The sequence below is a fragment of the Enterococcus sp. MMGLQ5-1 genome (genome assembly GCF_013155265.1).
Taxonomy (GTDB): domain Bacteria; phylum Bacillota; class Bacilli; order Lactobacillales; family Streptococcaceae; genus MMGLQ5-1.
Map to the genome: position 1 here is coordinate 636,503 of NZ_JABJXU010000001.1, position 16,832 is coordinate 653,334.

Annotated in this window: 13 protein-coding genes; 12 read left to right on the forward strand and 1 reads right to left on the reverse strand. The window is 37.4% G+C overall.

The window, feature by feature from the left end:
- Positions 1–82 precede the first annotated feature (82 nt).
- The 5 genes from essC to HOY35_RS02800 all read left to right on the forward strand — a co-directional run bounded on the left by essC (position 83) and on the right by HOY35_RS02800 (position 7,295).
- Entirely contained in the window at positions 83–3,901 is a 3,819-nt protein-coding gene (gene essC, locus HOY35_RS02780; protein ID WP_172210486.1) for a type VII secretion protein EssC, read from the forward strand.
- 257 nt (positions 3,902–4,158) lie between these two features.
- Positions 4,159–4,407, forward strand: coding sequence for a hypothetical protein (locus HOY35_RS02785; RefSeq protein ID WP_172210487.1), 249 nt, complete (start codon positions 4,159–4,161; stop codon positions 4,405–4,407).
- A 31-nt stretch (positions 4,408–4,438) separates the two neighbouring features.
- Positions 4,439–5,191 (forward strand): hypothetical protein, encoded by a 753-nt coding sequence (locus tag HOY35_RS02790; RefSeq protein ID WP_172210488.1) that lies wholly within the window; start codon positions 4,439–4,441, stop codon positions 5,189–5,191.
- Positions 5,192–5,195: 4 nt separating this feature from the next.
- Positions 5,196–6,836 carry a serine/threonine-protein kinase gene (locus HOY35_RS02795; RefSeq protein ID WP_172210489.1) on the forward strand — a complete coding sequence of 547 codons (1,641 nt, stop codon included), beginning with the start codon at positions 5,196–5,198 and terminating at the stop codon, positions 6,834–6,836.
- A gap of 15 nt (positions 6,837–6,851) precedes the next feature.
- Entirely contained in the window at positions 6,852–7,295 is a 444-nt protein-coding gene (locus tag HOY35_RS02800) for a hypothetical protein (protein ID WP_172210490.1), read from the forward strand.
- Positions 7,296–7,438: 143 nt separating this feature from the next.
- Here HOY35_RS02800 and HOY35_RS02805 read toward each other — a convergent pair whose 3' ends face one another.
- Complete coding sequence (locus HOY35_RS02805) at positions 7,439–8,236, reverse strand: alpha/beta fold hydrolase (RefSeq protein ID WP_172210491.1); 798 nt, start codon at positions 8,234–8,236, stop codon at positions 7,439–7,441.
- Between the two features lie 184 nt (positions 8,237–8,420).
- Between HOY35_RS02805 and HOY35_RS02810 the strand changes: the two genes are divergently transcribed.
- From HOY35_RS02810 to HOY35_RS02840, 7 genes are all read left to right on the forward strand, one after another.
- Positions 8,421–9,404, forward strand: a complete 984-nt coding sequence (locus tag HOY35_RS02810) for a lipoate--protein ligase (protein WP_172210492.1) — start codon at positions 8,421–8,423, stop codon at positions 9,402–9,404.
- Between the two features lie 121 nt (positions 9,405–9,525).
- Positions 9,526–10,641: a thiamine pyrophosphate-dependent dehydrogenase E1 component subunit alpha gene (locus tag HOY35_RS02815; protein ID WP_172210493.1), complete on the forward strand. Its 1,116-nt coding sequence runs from the start codon at positions 9,526–9,528 to the stop codon at positions 10,639–10,641.
- Entirely contained in the window at positions 10,642–11,622 is a 981-nt protein-coding gene (locus HOY35_RS02820; protein WP_172210494.1) for an alpha-ketoacid dehydrogenase subunit beta, read from the forward strand.
- A 12-nt stretch (positions 11,623–11,634) separates the two neighbouring features.
- Positions 11,635–12,954: a dihydrolipoamide acetyltransferase family protein gene (locus HOY35_RS02825; protein WP_172210495.1), complete on the forward strand. Its 1,320-nt coding sequence runs from the start codon at positions 11,635–11,637 to the stop codon at positions 12,952–12,954.
- 4 nt (positions 12,955–12,958) lie between these two features.
- Positions 12,959–14,371 carry a dihydrolipoyl dehydrogenase gene (gene lpdA, locus HOY35_RS02830; protein ID WP_172210496.1) on the forward strand — a complete coding sequence of 471 codons (1,413 nt, stop codon included), beginning with the start codon at positions 12,959–12,961 and terminating at the stop codon, positions 14,369–14,371.
- Positions 14,372–15,580: 1,209 nt separating this feature from the next.
- A complete protein-coding gene (locus tag HOY35_RS02835) occupies positions 15,581–16,057 on the forward strand; it encodes a DUF1456 family protein (RefSeq protein ID WP_172210497.1) in 477 nt (158 codons plus the stop codon).
- A 74-nt stretch (positions 16,058–16,131) separates the two neighbouring features.
- On the forward strand, positions 16,132–16,776 hold the full coding sequence (locus HOY35_RS02840) for a helix-hairpin-helix domain-containing protein (RefSeq protein WP_172210498.1): 645 nt from the start codon (positions 16,132–16,134) through the stop codon (positions 16,774–16,776).
- Positions 16,777–16,832 lie beyond the last annotated feature (56 nt).

A 16,832-nucleotide genomic window follows, 5' to 3' on the forward strand; every position in this document is an offset into this window, starting at 1 on the left:
TAATTGATACTTTTTTGGTAAAAAATACGAAATATAAAGCAGATGCCATTTTACTAATTGAAGTTTTGATGAGGAATGATTTATGCAGGTTACATTGATTACTATTGACAGCTTGAAGCAAATGATTTTACCTAGACAGAAGACGGGAAAATATCCTTTATTAAATGATGAGTGTAGTGAAGAGGAAGCCTTAATAATTGAGGGCGACGGTGAATTTTGGTGTTTAAAGCACCAACCATGCTTAAGATTTATTAATAGGAAAATGCATATAGAAAATAGCATTCGTCTCGATGAGCTACGCTTGTTTGAAATGGTTGATAGTCAACAGCAAATGATTCATTTACTGGTTGAGCCTTTGACGATAGATCGAATGAGCTTTAAAAAATATCAGGTAAAGCTGGCATCCTCAATTCAAATTGGACGTGGGCTGGGTAATCAAATTAGGATTGATTATTCGTTTATTTCAAACAAGCATGCAATATTACATTTAACAAAATCTGGCTGGTTTTTTGAGGATTGCTCAAGCCTGAACGGGAGCTATATTAATGGTAAACGGGTGGCTGGGGGGATTCGATATTCATTAGTGCTCGGGGATATTATTTTTATTATGGGATTTAAATTGATTATCGGATCTGATTTTATTAGTTTTAATAGTGCAGATCAATCAGTATCATTAGACGCTGACTATTTATTGGATTATGAAATGACAGGTGAAACAGCTGACTATCAAAATTTTCCGTTGCAAGCTGTTCCGAGCTATGTATACCCAAAGCGAAGGCTATATCAGCTAAGCCCTTCACTTGTATTGACAATAGATCCGCCGACTGCTTTACCTACAGCAGATGAACAGCCTTTTATTTTTTTAATCGGTCCAGCCTTGACGATGGTGATAGCTTCAATCAGTACTGGTACGATTGCGGCAAGTCAATCGATCCAAAGCGGGAATTTCAAAGCAACTTTGCCAATGATGATTATGGCGATTAGTATGCTTTTAGGCAGTGTCCTATGGCCGCTATTGCTTCAAAAATATCGTCTTCGGCTTTTAAAAAAGCAGCTGGCATTAAGAGAAGCCAAGTATCGTGCTTATTTATCACAAGTCGAAGCGCAGATTATGTCAGCTCGCCAGCAGCAGCATAAAGTGCTGCTGCAAAATTATCAATCCTTCATACAATTACGCCAAAATTGGTTAGAGTGTCCAACTGATATTTGGGGTAAGCAGCTCCAACAAGCAGATTTTTTAACGGTTAGAGTTGGCCTTGGAGCTTTACCATTAGCGCTTGATTTGCAGTATCCAAAACGTGTCTTTAGTTTAGAAGAGGATTTATTGTTAGATGCAATGTATCAATTTGTCGAAGCAGACTATCAAATAAAGAACGCACCAATCACCCTATCGCTGACTGATTTTTCTTTGACGGGTGTTATTGCTGATCAAAGATATCGAAGAGAATTTGCAGCTGATTTAATTTTTAAACTAGCTTTTGAATATCGTTATGATGAATTAAAAATGATTTTTGTTTATCAATCACCAGATTATGATTTCGTTCGCTGGTTACCACACGTTTGGTCAGGCAAAGCTAATTTTCGTTTTTTGGCAGCTGATGAAATATCTTTAAAGTGGCTGATTCATCAGCTTGAACAAATCATATGGCAATTAACGGAAGAAAAAAAGGGACAGCTTGAGCAGCAAAAAACACCTCACTATTTAATCTTTCTTTTAAGTGACCGCTTGACCTTGTCTACCAGTCTAATCAGTCAATTGACCAGCGAACCGATTGCTCAGTATTTTAGTATCATACAATTTGTTAGCAATGAAAATAGGCTAGTACCACATTGCAATCAAATATTACAAATTAGTCCTGAAAATAGTCAGGTCAGAAAAATAACCGATGCTTGTCATTTTACTCGACATTTCAAAGCAGACCTTTTACCAGAGGAGGCTGATGATTTTCGACAGCTCGCTGTTTCTTTATTTAATACCCGTTTGAAAATTGACCAAACTAAAAATAAGCTGCCAGAAATGTTAACCTTTTTACAATTATTTAAGGTTAGTCAGGTTGAGCACCTCAATATATTGGAGAGGTGGCAAAGTTATCCCTTAGAGCACTCACTAGAAACACCAATTGGTATTAATGCACAAGGTGAATTATTAATGCTGGATTTACATGATAAAGCCGATGGACCACATGGCTTAATTGCTGGTATGACAGGATCAGGAAAATCTGAATTAATTATTACCTATATTTTGTCGTTAGCCGTAAACTATCATCCAAATCAAGTTGCCTTTCTGCTAATTGATTATAAGGGTGGGGGACTAGCCAAGGCTTTTCAGAATTTACCTCACACAGCAGGCATTATCACCAATTTAGATGGGGGTATGGTCTATCGAGCGATGATTGCTATTGAAAGTGAGCTTAGACGACGACAAGCCATATTCAATGAAGTAAGTCAGGCTATGGGGATCAGTAATTTAGATATTGATCACTATCAAATGCTGTACCGAAATCACAAAGTTAGTCAGCCTTTGCCACACCTATTGATTATTTCAGATGAATTTGCTGAATTAAAGGCACAGCAGCCTGACTTCATGTCTAATTTAATTAGTACAGCTCGGATTGGTCGTAGCTTAGGCGTTCATTTAATTTTAGCAACTCAAAAGCCTAGCGGTGTGGTTGATGAGCAGATTTGGTCTAATAGTCGTTTTCGGATTGCCTTAAAGGTGCAGGAGCGTGCCGATAGTCTAGAGATGCTGAAGAGGACAGAGGCAGCTGAATTAAAAGTGCGCGGGCGCTTTTATTTACAAATTGGTTATAATGAAAAATTTGAGCTAGCACAATCGGCATGGGCTGGCGCAAATTATTTAAAAACAGGCTTTAACGATACCTTGACTGGTAAAAAAATAATAGCAATCAACTTAAATGGTCAAGCAATAGGGGAATGGACTTTGACTAATCAGGAGCATTCTACGGACGTTAGGAGTATTAAACAATTAGATGCCGTTAGAGCACATATTCAACGACTAGCTAAGGAAGCGCAAATTTATCAGCAGCCACTTTGGTTACCTGAATTAAAAGCTGTATTAATATATGATGATTTACGCGTAGGCATTTTAAAGGAGGTATTGACTTATCCACTACAAATCTTGATTGGTATGTATGATGCTCCAAAATCTCAAGCTCAGCTGCCATTATTTTTAACCATTGATTCATCTGGACACATTGCAATTTTAGGGTCGGTAGGGAGTGGGAAAGCAATGCTAATTCAAACAATGATTTATGACTTAATCATAAATCATTCACCGCTTAAGCTTCAATTATATATTTTTGATTACTTAGAAGAAATATTGCCCGATTTTAAAGCAGCGCCTCAGGTTAGGGCTATTATTTATCCGAATGAAGTGACTAAAATGTCTCAAATCTTCAAGTCACTTTTGAATGAATTGAAGGTACGGAAACAAAAAATAGTTAAAACAGGCCTTAATTACCGGATTTTTCAGCAAAATGAAGCGTTGCCTCCACCTAATATCGTATTAATTATTCATCACTTTGCCCAATTTTGTGAGCAGTCATATATTGACGATAGCGAATTACTTTATTTGCTGCGTGAGGGGGCAAAATATGGTATTCATCTGATAATCAGTGGTCTTTGTTTAATGGATATTCGCTATTCTTGGCAGCAATATTTTCCGCATTTTATTGTTTTACAGATGAATGAAATGAGTGAGTATTCAGTAATTTTTGGAAAGACGGAAGGCTTAAGCCCCGCCAATTTTATTGGGCGTGGCTTAATAAAGCTTGATGAAATCTATGAATTTCAAGCTGCCAGTATTGCTCAAACAACGAATCAAGCAACAATTCAAATTAGAGAAATGATTCGCTCACAAAAAATAAAGTGGTCGACCTAATCGGTTGTGGACTAATTGAAATAGTTTATTAATCTATTCTTAATTCAATATTTTTTTATAATAAGCTGCTAGACCTCTAGCTTATGGTTTTCCATTTTCACATCTCTTGAATAATTTGAAACGTTAAGGCACATCACAATATTAGCATCAGTTAGCTCTTTGGTATGTAATGCATTTGTGAGCTAGCTTTGTATTATCAGCAATTCTATTTAATTTGGCTCAATCATTAAGAGCTTATTTTATGAAAGAGATAAAATATGAACCCTTCGAGCGTACTGGTTGAAATTTCGATACCTGCGATTAATCAATCCTTTGATTTTCAGCTACCAGTTGGTTGTCGTCTGGCAGAAGTGTTTCCACTATTATTAACGATAATTATTGATCTATCTTCAGGGAATTTTGCTCTTAATTCCCCGTCAATCTATCATTTAGTAGAAGAGCTAGCGCTTAGCATGATGACTATTATTGATTATCAGCTGAACGGCGCTAAATTATTTATTATTTAAAATGTTAAATTAAAGCATATGAGGAGTAGCTATGGCATTATTAGCAAGCGTTAAATCATCGAGAAATAGTATTCATCATCAGGTAAATCAATTAAGCTATTGTTTGAAAATTGCTGAAGCCTCAACTGGAAGGGTGGTAATGGCGGTGATGACTGAAGCATTGACTGAACAACAAAAGGGGGCAATCGCTAGTGCTTTTCTTGTTGAACAATTCAATCATTGGTTCGAGAGCTGCTTGCCAAAAATCAGCCACGAGCTTAGCTCAGAGCTAATACAATCACAGTGGCAGAAGCTATTGAGACAAGCGAATCAACAATTATTGCTTTATGGACGCAGTGCAAGAACACCGCTTGCCACAACGATTTCTATTTTACTGGTTTTTGAGTCAAGGGTTGCTTATCAAATGCATATTGGATGTAGTCCAGTAATTAAAATAACTAGCGATACTTATCAAGCCAATGCTGAAGTCAAAAATAACGATTTTCTAAGAAAAGCTACTCAGTTTTCTGACCTAAGGCAGACTAAAGGTAGTGCAATGCTTGGTATTTCCAATACCTTTCAAGCAAGCTATGCTTCATTTTGTCTAGATGAACCGACAAGCTTGATGCTTGTTTCAAAAAATTTTTATCCGCAGGTTTCTAATCAAGAAATAGCAAGTTTTTTTCACCCAAAGGCAATTAAAAGTAGAGGCAAAATCAGTAAAAATTTGGATCACTTAGTATGTCTTGCTCAAAAATATGGTGTAAGGTCTGATTTAGCAGCGATAGCTATTTTGTATCAGTAAGGAGGTGAGATCAGCGAAGCTAATTAATAATCGCTATCAGCTAATCAAGGCAATTGGTCAAGGCGGCATGTCAAGGGTATATTTGGCACTAGATTGCCATTTAAATAAAAAATGGGCCATTAAGGTTATTGATAATCAATTGATTATTAATCAGGCCTTACAAGAAACAGAATTAATGAAAAAAATTGATCATCATCTCTTACCTAGAATTGTTGACGTTATTAATGATGAAAATAAGCTATATATTGTGATGGATTATATTGAAGGAATGCCATTAAACCGCGTGATCGAACGGTATGGGCCACAAACTGAAATTCAGGTAATTAATTGGACACGACAAATTTGTCAGGTTTTAAATTATTTACATCAGCTTAATCCATCAGTGATTTACTGTGATTTGAAGCCAGAAAATATTATTTTAAAGCGAGATGGTACGATTCGATTAATTGATTTGGGGATTGCCTGTGAAATTGATTCTGCTAATCAGAATTCAAATCAATTATGGGGTACTAAGCGCTTTTCAGCGCCAGAGCAATTGACTGCTTCTGGGGCAGTTGATATTCGCACGGACATTTATTGTTTGGGAATGACTATGTCCTGTTTATTATCTGGTAAGGAAATGTATCATCCAGAACAGGTAAGCAAGTCGCCTTTGACATTCGGTTTGAAGTCAAGTAACGGGTTGACTTGGATTATCAAAAAGGCAACCCAAAGGAATCCAAATATGCGCTATTCAACGATTTTAGACCTGGCAAGAGATTTAAAGCAATATCAGAGCTATCATTACCGTAAAATGGCACAGCTGCGTGGTCAATTCATGCAATTTTTGATACTTATTTGTCTTGGCTTTTTTAGCTTAGCTATCGGTCTCATTTGTATTAAATATCGAATGGATATACTTGATGAGCAATATTATAAATTCTTAAAGCAAGCTAAGCGAGCTGAAAAACAGAATCAGCAATTGACTTTATATCAAGGAGCGATTGAGTTGCAGCCACAAAAAAAGCAGGCATATATAATGCTAATTAATAATTATCGTCAAGATGGGGTTTTAACAGCGCCAGAGCTTATTCATTTTAAAAAAGTTTTAGATGCTGACAGACGTCGGTTAGAAATTGTTACGAACCATGGCGATCTCGCTTATCAATTTGCTTTATTTTGCTGGTATGCTTATGAAAGGCCGAAGGAACGAATTGAAAAGGCCAATTTCTTTCTATTGATATCAAAGCGCTATCATGCTCAAAACAGTAGCCTTTATTATATAATCAGTTATTATCAAAAATTAGCAAGAATATTAAGTGAGATTGAAAAGGTGCCGGTAAATGCTAATAGCAAAACGCTTTTTATTAGCTATTGGCAAGTATTGGCACAGCTAGACGATGCAGTTTTTTCAGATAAATCCAGTGAACCTTGGCATTTACTTAAATTAGAAGAGCAAATGATTACTAGCCTAGAGTCAAGCTTAAGTGATTTTAGAGCGAGTGGTGTCAAGGCTAGTGAATTAGTAGATCGAATTGAAAAAATCATCGTTCATTTGGATAGTTTAGCGAGCTATTCTAGCGAAATTAATTATACAAGTAAATATTTAAAGGCACGCTTAAAAGCGCTAGAGGAAAAAATTATTTATACTATATCAAACGGATGAATAAAGGAGAAAATTTTGTTAAATCATTTAGCGCTGCTGATTACCTTTACTTTAAGTTTAGCAGCTATCTGCTTGGCATTTGCAATTTTTTTATTTTTTAAGTACCGTATTATCTACTTATCCAAGCACTTGGGCTACTTAGATAAATTTCAGCAAATAATTGAGCTGCTCCAGAGAATTTTTCGAGTGACTCAATTATTTTTCAGAAAAAAAGATGAAAATGCTTTATCGACTCATCAAGCTAAGCATTCAGCTATCAATGCAAGCTTGGCAATGAACCATTCGGTGTTGTCACCTCTAGCTGAGATAGAAATTAGTGATGATAAAATGGAGTCTATCAACGATATTTACAATGCATCTACTAATCAGACGACTCAATTGACGCAAGACTATTTTATTATCACTCAAAATATGATTTCGCTCGCCTCAAAAGAAAAAATGGAAATCATTAAACATTAAAGAGTAGGGGAAATGACATAGCGGCTAGACTTAGGACGTTTGCTTAAAGTTTGACAGAAATAGAAGACTTGAGCATTTTTAGATAATCAAAAAATACAAGAGAAATTACAGAAAGCTAAGGCGATTAAAAAGAGGTGGAGCGTTTAAATCTCCATCTCTTTTTCAGCTTGTCGAATAAATGTTAGGATAGCTGGATTGACTAATTCAGGATGCTCCGATTGCGGAATATGACCACAATCTTGAGCGATTAAAGCATATCCATTAATCGCTTGTTGAGCCAAAAATTCTGCTTGTTCTTTTTTAAAGAGAGGCGAGTATTCACCGCTGACAAATAACTGAGGTAGCTCGGTTTGAAAAGCAATATCACGATAATCTCGTGTTAAAAAATCTAATAATAATGGCTTAGTTTGGTTTAAGTCAAAAGCGACTGCCGATTGATTCATTGCTTTAAGCAGTCTGGTGTCAATTTTATGATGAACGAGCTTGGTTTCAGGAATCTGCTTCGCTGCTTCTAAAATTTTCTGCCATGTTAAATCCTTTAAGCCAAATTGCCATTCTGGTGTATTAATAGGCTTTGGGCTGTCATCTAGCAAGGTTAATGAATAGATTGCTTGGCTACCAAAAAGGCTTAGATATTCCCAAGTAATCGCACAGCCCATTGAGTGCGCGACTAAGTGAAATTTTCCTAATTTCAGCTTTTTAACCAGCTCGTGAATATCAGTCGCCAGCCTACTCATTCTAAGGCCAGAATTGATTGTACGATTTTCACCATGCCCACGTTTGTCCAGATGAATTACTTGATAAGAATTTGCCAAAAAAAATTCATTTTGAGCAGACCAGTGCTTTGCATTACCTGAATAGCCAGCTACGAAAATAATTGGTATTCCTTGCCCGGTGATTGAATAATTTAATGTTTCTTGGTCACTTGTGATAAATTTCAAAATAATGCCTCCTAATTACCATTTATTTTAACAAATTGTTAAAAAAATTTCTCATTTGATGTTTTTAAAAGCGAATGTTTTTTAATAAGCAAAATGTTTGAATAATTACTAAATTAAGCTGATAATAAATGAGTGGAAAGCGATTCCATAGTTTAAAATTAGCAATAAGATAGGAGTAGTACCAATGAGATATTTTGTAAATAAGAATTTGACTGCACCGTTTAACATTGCAATGGATGAATGGTTACTAACCCATTTAAAACCTGAAGCACCAGTCTTTACGCTTTGGCAAAACAAAAATGCAGTGATTGTAGGTAAGCACCAAAATACCTATGAAGAGGTGAATGAATCAGTCGTTAAGGAAAAAGAGATTGAGGTTGTTCGCCGTGTAACAGGAGGCGGTGCGGTTTACCACGATTCTGGAAATTTGAATTTTACATTTATCATACCTGTTGCTAAACCCGAAGATGTGGATTGGAAGGTATTTGTTCAACCGATAGTTACTGCACTTCACAAATTGAACATTCCAGTTGAAATTACAGGTCGCAATGATTTGGTTTTAGATGGTAAAAAAATTAGTGGCAATGCGCAACGCTATCAGGATGGTTACCTAATGCATCATGGAACCTTAATGTTTGATGTTAACGTTGAAACGATGGTCAGAGTTTTAAATGTCAGTGATGAAAAATTTATTTCAAAGGCAGTTAAAAGCGTTAGAAGTCGTGTTGGTAGTATTAAGCAATACGCGCCGCAGCTAACAATCGAGGCATTTCAGGCAGCATTGACTGATGAATTAAGCAATCATGGTCAGGATAAGCCAATTCAATTGACTGAAAAGCAGTTGAAGGAAATTAAAGCCTTAGAGAAAGAAAAATTTTCGACATGGGCATGGAATTATGGTGAAAGTCCTGCATTTAACTATCATGCGCATGAAAAATTTGCGGGCGGTATTTTAGACATCAAGGCAGAAATTGAACAGGGCTTAATCAAAGAGATTTATTTTGGTGGGGATTTTCTTGGCGTTGAAGATGTAGAAAGGTTAGTCCCACAATTTATTGGCATTCCCTTTGATGAGGCAAATGTCCGTAAATTACTTGAAGAAAATCAAGATAGAAAATACTTTGGTACAATTTCGGATGAAGAGGTTTTATCATTAATTGCGAAATAAACTTGTGGTGCGAAGCAATCTTTAAGATTTGTTGAATAATAATAAATTTTTCTTATTTAGAAGGCTTCTTTAAATTTTTCCAGCAGTTACAAACTTTTAAGTTAATAATTAGAGGAGGCAAATGACGATGAGTCAAGCTTTGGAAATTTTAGATTTTGAGAAACAGTTAAAATTACAAGACGAAAGTTTTCCAGAATTAAAGGTATTAGATAAGGATGGTAAAATAGTCGATGAAGCAGGTTTAAAGGCTGCTGATTTAAATGATGAACAGCTAGTTGAATTAATGAAGCGTATGATCAAACAATTAGTGTTGAATGAAAGAAGCGTTAAGCTTGCCAAACAAGGTCGGCTTGGTTTTGTGGCGCCTACACGGGGTCAAGAGGCAAGTCAGTCAGCAACAAGCTTTGCTTTTAATGATGACGACTATTTAATGCCTGGCTACCGTGATATTCCACAAATGATTCATAAGGGCTTTCCAATCTATAAAGCGTTCTTATGGAGTCGTGGTCATTATGAAGGTAACCTAATGGAAGGCATCAATACATGGTTCCCACAAATTATTATTGGTGCGCAGTTTGTTGAAGCTGCTGGTATTGGTCTTGGCATGAAGAAACGTCAAAAGGCGGCTTGTGCTTATACATACACTGGTGACGGTGGTTCGTCACAAGGGGATACTTATGAAGGTATGAACTTTGCAGGTGCCTATAAGGCGAATGCTGTCTTCATTATTCAAAATAATGGGTATGCCATTTCGACACCACGTAAAGTACAAACCGTTGCACCACATTTAGCTTCAAAAGGCTGGGGTGCTGGTATTCCGAGTATTGTAGTCGATGGTATGGACCCAATTGCTTGTTACCTTGCCGCTAAAAAAGCACGTGAATGGACTGTTTCTGGTAATGGCCCTGTCTTAATTGAAACATTAACCGACCGTTTGGAGCCACATTCAATGAGTGGGGACGATCCATTGCGCTATCGGACTAAAGAGTCAATTGAGGAATGGCAAAAGGTTGAACCATTGATTCGGATGCGCATTTTCTTAGAAGAAAAGCAGCTTTGGAGCGAAGCGATTGAGGAAGCGTATAAAGCGGAAATAAATGAAGAAATTGATGCAGCTGTTAAAAAGGCAGATAATGTACAAAAACAAAAGGTTTCAGAATTTATCGAAACGACTTTCGAACAACCTGGGTTTGTTCAACAAGAACAGATTGAAAAATTCAGAAAGGCAGGCAAGTAAATGGCAGTCAAGACATATATCGCAGCAATTACTGAAGCGTTAGATTTAGCGCTAGAAAAAGACGAGAACGTCCTACTTTTTGGTGAAGATGTGGGTAAAAATGGTGGTGTATTTAGAGCAACAGAGGGTCTAAATCAAAAATATGGGGATGAACGTGTATTTGATACCCCTCTAGCTGAGAGTGCCATTGGTGGTGCTGCTATTGGTTTAACGACACAAGGCTTCCGTCCAATTATGGAAATTCAGTTCTTCGGTTTTCTCTTTGAAGTAATGGACTCTATTTCTGGACAAATGGCTCGCAATCGCTTCCGTTTCCATGGTACTCGTGAATTTCCAATTGTGGTACGTGCACCTTATGGTGGTGGTACGCATACACCAGAAATGCATGCAGATAACTTAGAAGGTCTAATGGCACAAACGCCCGGTTTGCGAGTGGTTATGCCAAGTAATCCTGCCGATGCCAAAGGTTTATTACTTTCAGCAATTGAATCTAATGATCCGGTCATTTTTATGGAAAACTTAAAACTATATCGCTCAGTTAGAGGTGAAGTACCAGAAGGTTACTATACAACGCCTTTAGATAAAGCAGCAGTAGCTAAAGAAGGTGACGATGTCACGATTATTACTTATGGTGGTCTTGTGCCAACCTGCTTGAAAGCAGCAGAAGCACTTGAAAAAGAAGGCATTAATGCCGAGGTCATTGATTTGCGTACAGTAAGTCCAATTGACATTGAAACCATTGGTCAATCAGTTGAAAAGACCGGTCGGGTTGTTGTCGCACAAGAAGCACAAAGACAAGCAGGTGTTGGAAGTGCTGTCATGGCTGAAATTTCCGAACGCTTTATTTTAAGCTTAGAAGCACCAATTGGGCGTGTTTCAGCACCAGACAGTGTTTATCCATTTGGCGCTGCTGAAAATGATTGGTTGCCACAGGTAGACGATGTTGTGACTGCGGTAAAAAATGTAGTTGAATTTGAGTAGAGGTGGATTGAAATGACAGAAATTTTTAAAATGCCCGATGTCGGCGAAGGTATGGCGGAAGGTGAAATTGCTTCATGGTTAGTGAAAGTTGGCGATACCATTAAGGCAGATGATCCGATTGCTGAAATTCAAAATGATAAATTATTACAAGAAATTTTATCACCATATAGTGGTAAAATCACAAAATTATTTGTTGAGGCTGGCACAGTCGTAGAGGTTGGCGCACCTCTTGTTGAATTTGATGGTGATGGCTCTGGCGCTTCAGCAGGCGATGAACCAGCACCAGCTGAAGCAACGGCCGCCCCTACCAATGGTAATGAAGCAACACCTGTTGTCTCACCCGAAAATGCTGTTAATCAAGCTGCAACGGCAACTCCTGAAAAGGTTGGTGCTCCAGTTGTCGGCGGTCAAGTTCGTGCAATGCCAAGCGTCCGTCGTTATGCACGCCGTAATGGCATTGATTTAACGAAAGTCGTGGCAACTGGTCGTCACGGTAATATTACACTTGAAGATGTTAAAAATACCGGTAACGTGGTAGCCGACGCCTCAGCTCCAGCTGAAGCTGAGGTTTCTGCTGAAGCTGAACAAGCTACAGTTGCGCCAGCACCAAAGGCTGCACCGGTTGAAGAAAAGGTTGGTCGTGTACCAATGTCGCCTATTCGTAAGGCAATTGCGCGTAATATGACCAGTCAAAAGCAAAATGTACCTCATGTGACTTTATTTGAACAGGTTGAGGTTTCTAAATTAATGGCACATCGGGCAACCTTTAAGGAGATTGCACTTAAACAAGATACTAAATTAACCTATCTTGCCTATGTTGCGAAGGCTTTAGCCGCTATGGTTAAGCGTTTCCCAGATTTGAATGCCCACGTTGATGCTGCTAAAAATGAAATTGTTTATCCTGAAGCGATTAATGTTGGGATTGCTGTGGATACACCAAATGGCTTATTTGTGCCCGTTGTTCGTAACGCGGATCAAAAATCAATCTTAGCAATTGCCAAGGAAATTGCCGAATTGGCTGAACGTGCGCGTGAGGGTAAATTGACCCCAGATGTTGCGAGTGGTTCAACAATTACGATTTCTAATATTGGTAGTGCACGTGGCAATTGGTTTACACCGGTTATCAATGTTAATGAAGCGGCAATCCTTGGCTTGGGGACAATTGCCAAGGAACCAATTGTCAATGATGAAGGCGAAATTGTGGTCGGCAATATGATGAAACTTTCTTTATCATTTGACCATCGTTTAATTGATGGTATGCTTGCACAAAGCGCCATTAATGACTTGAAAAAAATGTTAAATGATCCAGCTTATATGCTGATGGAGGTGTAATTTAATGGTTGTAGGTAGTCAAGCAAAAAGTGTACAAACAGTTGTGATTGGTAGCGGACCCGGCGGTTATGTTGCTGCCATTCGTGCGGCTGAACTTGGGCAAAAAGTAACCATTATAGAACGTGATTTCATCGGTGGTGTCTGCTTAAACGTCGGCTGTATCCCTTCTAAAGCTTTGATTAATGCTGGTCATAACTATTACTCGCAAATTCATTCAACGAATAGTATTATGGGTGTTCATTCCAAGGGGGCAACATTAAACTGGGATGAAACACAAAAATGGAAGAATGAACAGGTTGTTAAAACATTAACTGGCGGCATTGGGATGCTTTTGAAGAAGCATAAAATTGACATTTTACGTGGCGAAGCTCGTTTTAATGATAATCAAGTGATTAATGTTATTTCAGAGGATGAAAGTCATTTGCTAGAATTTGAAAAATGTATCATCGCCACAGGTAGTCGTCCAATTGAGATTCCCGGCTTTGCCTTTAAAGACCGTGTGGTTAACTCAACTGGTGCACTGAGTTTACCAGAAGTGCCAAAGCATTTAGTTGTTATTGGTGGTGGTGTTATCGGTAGTGAATTAGCAGGTGCATATGCAAACTTAGGTAGTAAGGTAACGATTATTGAAGGCTTACCTCACATTTTAAATGGCTTTGATAAAGAAATGTATAGCTTTGTTGTCGATGATTTCAAAGAAAAAGGTGTAGAAATCGTAACAAATGCCAAAGCGAAGGAAGCAATTCAAGACGATGACTCAGTTAAGGTTGTTTACGAAGTAGATGGCGTTGAGCACCAAGTAGAAGCGGATTACTGTTTAGTTTCAGTAGGTCGCCGACCAAATACAGATGAAATCGGTATTAATAATACAGACGTTAAGCTCACTGATCGTGGTCAAATTGTGGTCAATGATCGTCAGCAAACAAGCGTCAGTCATATTTATGCAATTGGTGATATTGTTGAGGGTCCAATGCTAGCCCATAAGGCCAGCTATGAAGCTAAAATTGCAGCAGGCAATGTGGCAGGCGAAGACATCCAAAACTGTGCCATTTCAATTCCAGCCGTAGCTTATTGCGATCCTGAGTTAGCAACAATGGGTGAAACGGTTGAATCTGCTAAAGAAAAAAATCTTGACTTTATGATTAGTAAGTTTCCATTTGCGGCAAATGGACGTGCAATCACGATGAATGCGACAAAGGGCTTTATTCGGATGTTAAGTGATAAGGCAACTGGTGTGATTATTGGTGCGCAAATCGCAGGTCCAGGTGCAAGTGACTTGATTAGTGAATTTGCCTTAGCCATTGAAAATGGTTTGACAACTGAGGATATTTCAATGACGGTTCACCCACATCCAACACTTGGGGAAGCGATTATGGATACTAGTGAGCTGGCAGACGGTATGCCAATTCATATCTAAGGTGGCAATGCTAAAACTCAACAACGCTAAAGCGTTTCTTGAGCTAACGTCATTTGTGATAACAAATGCCCAAGCATTGCACTAACTTCTCAATTTGGTTATTTTCAAACCAAATTGAGCATTGTCGCTGACCACGCTTGTTTAGGAAGGTCGAACGGTAGGCAAACCATTTTGAGATAAAGGCAACTTGGTGCTTTAGGACCGTAGTTGACTTATCGTAAAAAATGGCTTCCCTCGCCAGATCCTTTCCTAGCGAGTGAAGCCTGTCTGAATGATTAGCAGTTAACAAATAACAATTAATGCTGCATTTTTCCGTACGGAAAAATAAAATGTCGTAGCGGTAGCAAAAAAATGTCGTAGCATCTCTACCTCAAGTGATAAGCGTCTCTTGAACAGGAGGCGCTACGGCTTTTCATTTTTGTAGTTCTGAGCTTAGCAATTATCGATGAACGAGTAAGAAGCTACAACGATACAATATAGACAAAGTATACTTTTAGAGTGTGCTTTGTCTTTTTGGCTTTACTATAAATTGGACTGATAAATATTTTGACCCATTCTTTATTGCTCTGATTTGGACTTGTTTTTCGGAAACAATCCCGTTTTCGTAAAAAACCGACATCTAAACAGTGAGCTTGAACTTATTTCCCAGCAACAATCCTGTTTTCACAAAAAAAGATAATATTCAAAGCAGTCTTAGGGTTGGGGCTTTGAAATAAGTTTTTAAACACCCTTCGTTTGCTTGTATTGAAATGCCTCACAAAAATGAAAGATTTTACGGTTTTAGCAAAATCCCATTTTTGTGAGAAGAGGTGGAAGAACGTAGTGAACAAAGAATTTGAAGGCATTAATTATTGCAGCACTAACAATTTTCAGTCATACTGTACAAAGAGTAGATAAGCATATCTAGCTTCGAATTCTAGTGAGCGAGGTTGCTTTCGACGATGGCGCTAGCTGACTCCATTTTTTGAAAATCACAAAATATAGACGAATAATCGATTATATTGCAGGCATTTTCCCCAGTAAATTACGAACTTTATGAAAGAGGTTAGAGCTTCTTTTGATGTGCCTCCAAAAGCTAGACCTGAGAATCTAACTTTTAGGGGTCACTACATTTTGTCACACCTCTTTTTAATTTTACGGAAAATCTTGATATCTGTCAGATACTTTGCGATACTTATTTAACAATACTAGAAATTAATGGAGCTTATAATGAATAATAATGATTACTTAATTCGTTTGCGCTATGCACTTGATTTAAAGGATAGCGAGTTAATTCAAATTTTTGCACTTGGTGGTGAAGCAGTATCTAATGATAAATTAGCGTTACTGATGACAAAAAAAGAAGCTGTTGATTTACCTGATGAGCCTTTAAGTAAAAAGCAGCTAGAAAGCTTCTTAAATGGGCTGATCATTTACAAGCGTGGTGCGAAGCCTGATGTTAAACCAACCTTTATTATGACTGATAGTGACAGTATTAATAATGTATTTATTAAAAAAATAAAAATTGCACTTGCTTTAACTAGTGATGATATTTTAGATATTTTTCGGCTGGCACAGTTTAATGTATCTGCTGCTGAATTAACGGCTATCTTAAGAAAAGCTGGTCAACGAAACTATCAACCAGCTGGCAACCAGTTCACTCGTAATTTTATTAAGGGTTTAACTGTAAAATATCGAAATTTATAAAATCAGAGAACATAAAATTTAAAAGTTTTATGTTTTTTTTATTTTTTTCTCGTAATAATAGATGAGGAGGAAATATGGCATCAATAGATTATCTAAAAAAGTATTGGCAATATTTTACGGCTGGTATAGTAATCCTATCAATTGTTTTTGTATGGCTATTCAGTCAAAGCAATAAGCAATCAGATTTTAATTCGGTTGACTTAACAGAAATTAAGTCAACACAAGCAAGCAGTGACAAAAGTGATGTAGAAAATGTTCAAAGTGAGAAAATTGAGACGATTCAAATTTATATAGATATTAAAGGAGCAGTTGCTAAGCCAGGGATTTATCAAGTTTCAAATTCATCAAGGGTTGCCGATGTTGTTAAGTTGGCTGGTGGTATGCTGGAAAATGCAGAAATGAAAGGCGTAAATTTAGCACAAAAATTGACCGATGAAATGATTATTTATGTACCATTCATTGGTGAAGCGATGGAGAATTTAGTATCGCCGCAAATAGATTCAAATCTTGCGGATACGGATAATAAAAAAATTAATTTAAACACAGCAACGGAAGCGGAGCTGCAAACAATTAGTGGGATTGGCGAAAAAAAGTCAAAGGATATTATTAATTATCGTGATGCAAATGGGAGCTTTCAAGCAATAGATGATCTAAAGAATATTAGTGGTATTGGAGCTGCAACGATTGAAAAAATTAAGGATTACGTTACAATTGAATAGTAACTATATCATGGATTTAAAATCCGATAAATTTATAAATATAATCATTGTTTAAT

Bases quoted from the DNA above. Each gene is read 5' to 3' on its own strand.
- HOY35_RS02835 (WP_172210497.1), top strand. From the start codon at position 15,581: ATGAATAATAATGATTACTTAATTCGTTTGCGCTATGCACTTGATTTA.
- lpdA (WP_172210496.1), top strand. From the start codon at position 12,959: ATGGTTGTAGGTAGTCAAGCAAAAAGTGTACAAACAGTTGTGATTGGT.
- HOY35_RS02825 (WP_172210495.1), top strand. From the start codon at position 11,635: ATGACAGAAATTTTTAAAATGCCCGATGTCGGCGAAGGTATGGCGGAA.
- HOY35_RS02815 (WP_172210493.1), top strand. From the start codon at position 9,526: ATGACGATGAGTCAAGCTTTGGAAATTTTAGATTTTGAGAAACAGTTA.
- HOY35_RS02820 (WP_172210494.1), top strand. From the start codon at position 10,642: ATGGCAGTCAAGACATATATCGCAGCAATTACTGAAGCGTTAGATTTA.
- HOY35_RS02785 (WP_172210487.1), top strand. From the start codon at position 4,159: ATGAACCCTTCGAGCGTACTGGTTGAAATTTCGATACCTGCGATTAAT.
- HOY35_RS02840 (WP_172210498.1), top strand. From the start codon at position 16,132: ATGGCATCAATAGATTATCTAAAAAAGTATTGGCAATATTTTACGGCT.
- HOY35_RS02790 (WP_172210488.1), top strand. From the start codon at position 4,439: ATGGCATTATTAGCAAGCGTTAAATCATCGAGAAATAGTATTCATCAT.
- HOY35_RS02810 (WP_172210492.1), top strand. From the start codon at position 8,421: ATGAGATATTTTGTAAATAAGAATTTGACTGCACCGTTTAACATTGCA.
- essC (WP_172210486.1), top strand. From the start codon at position 83: ATGCAGGTTACATTGATTACTATTGACAGCTTGAAGCAAATGATTTTA.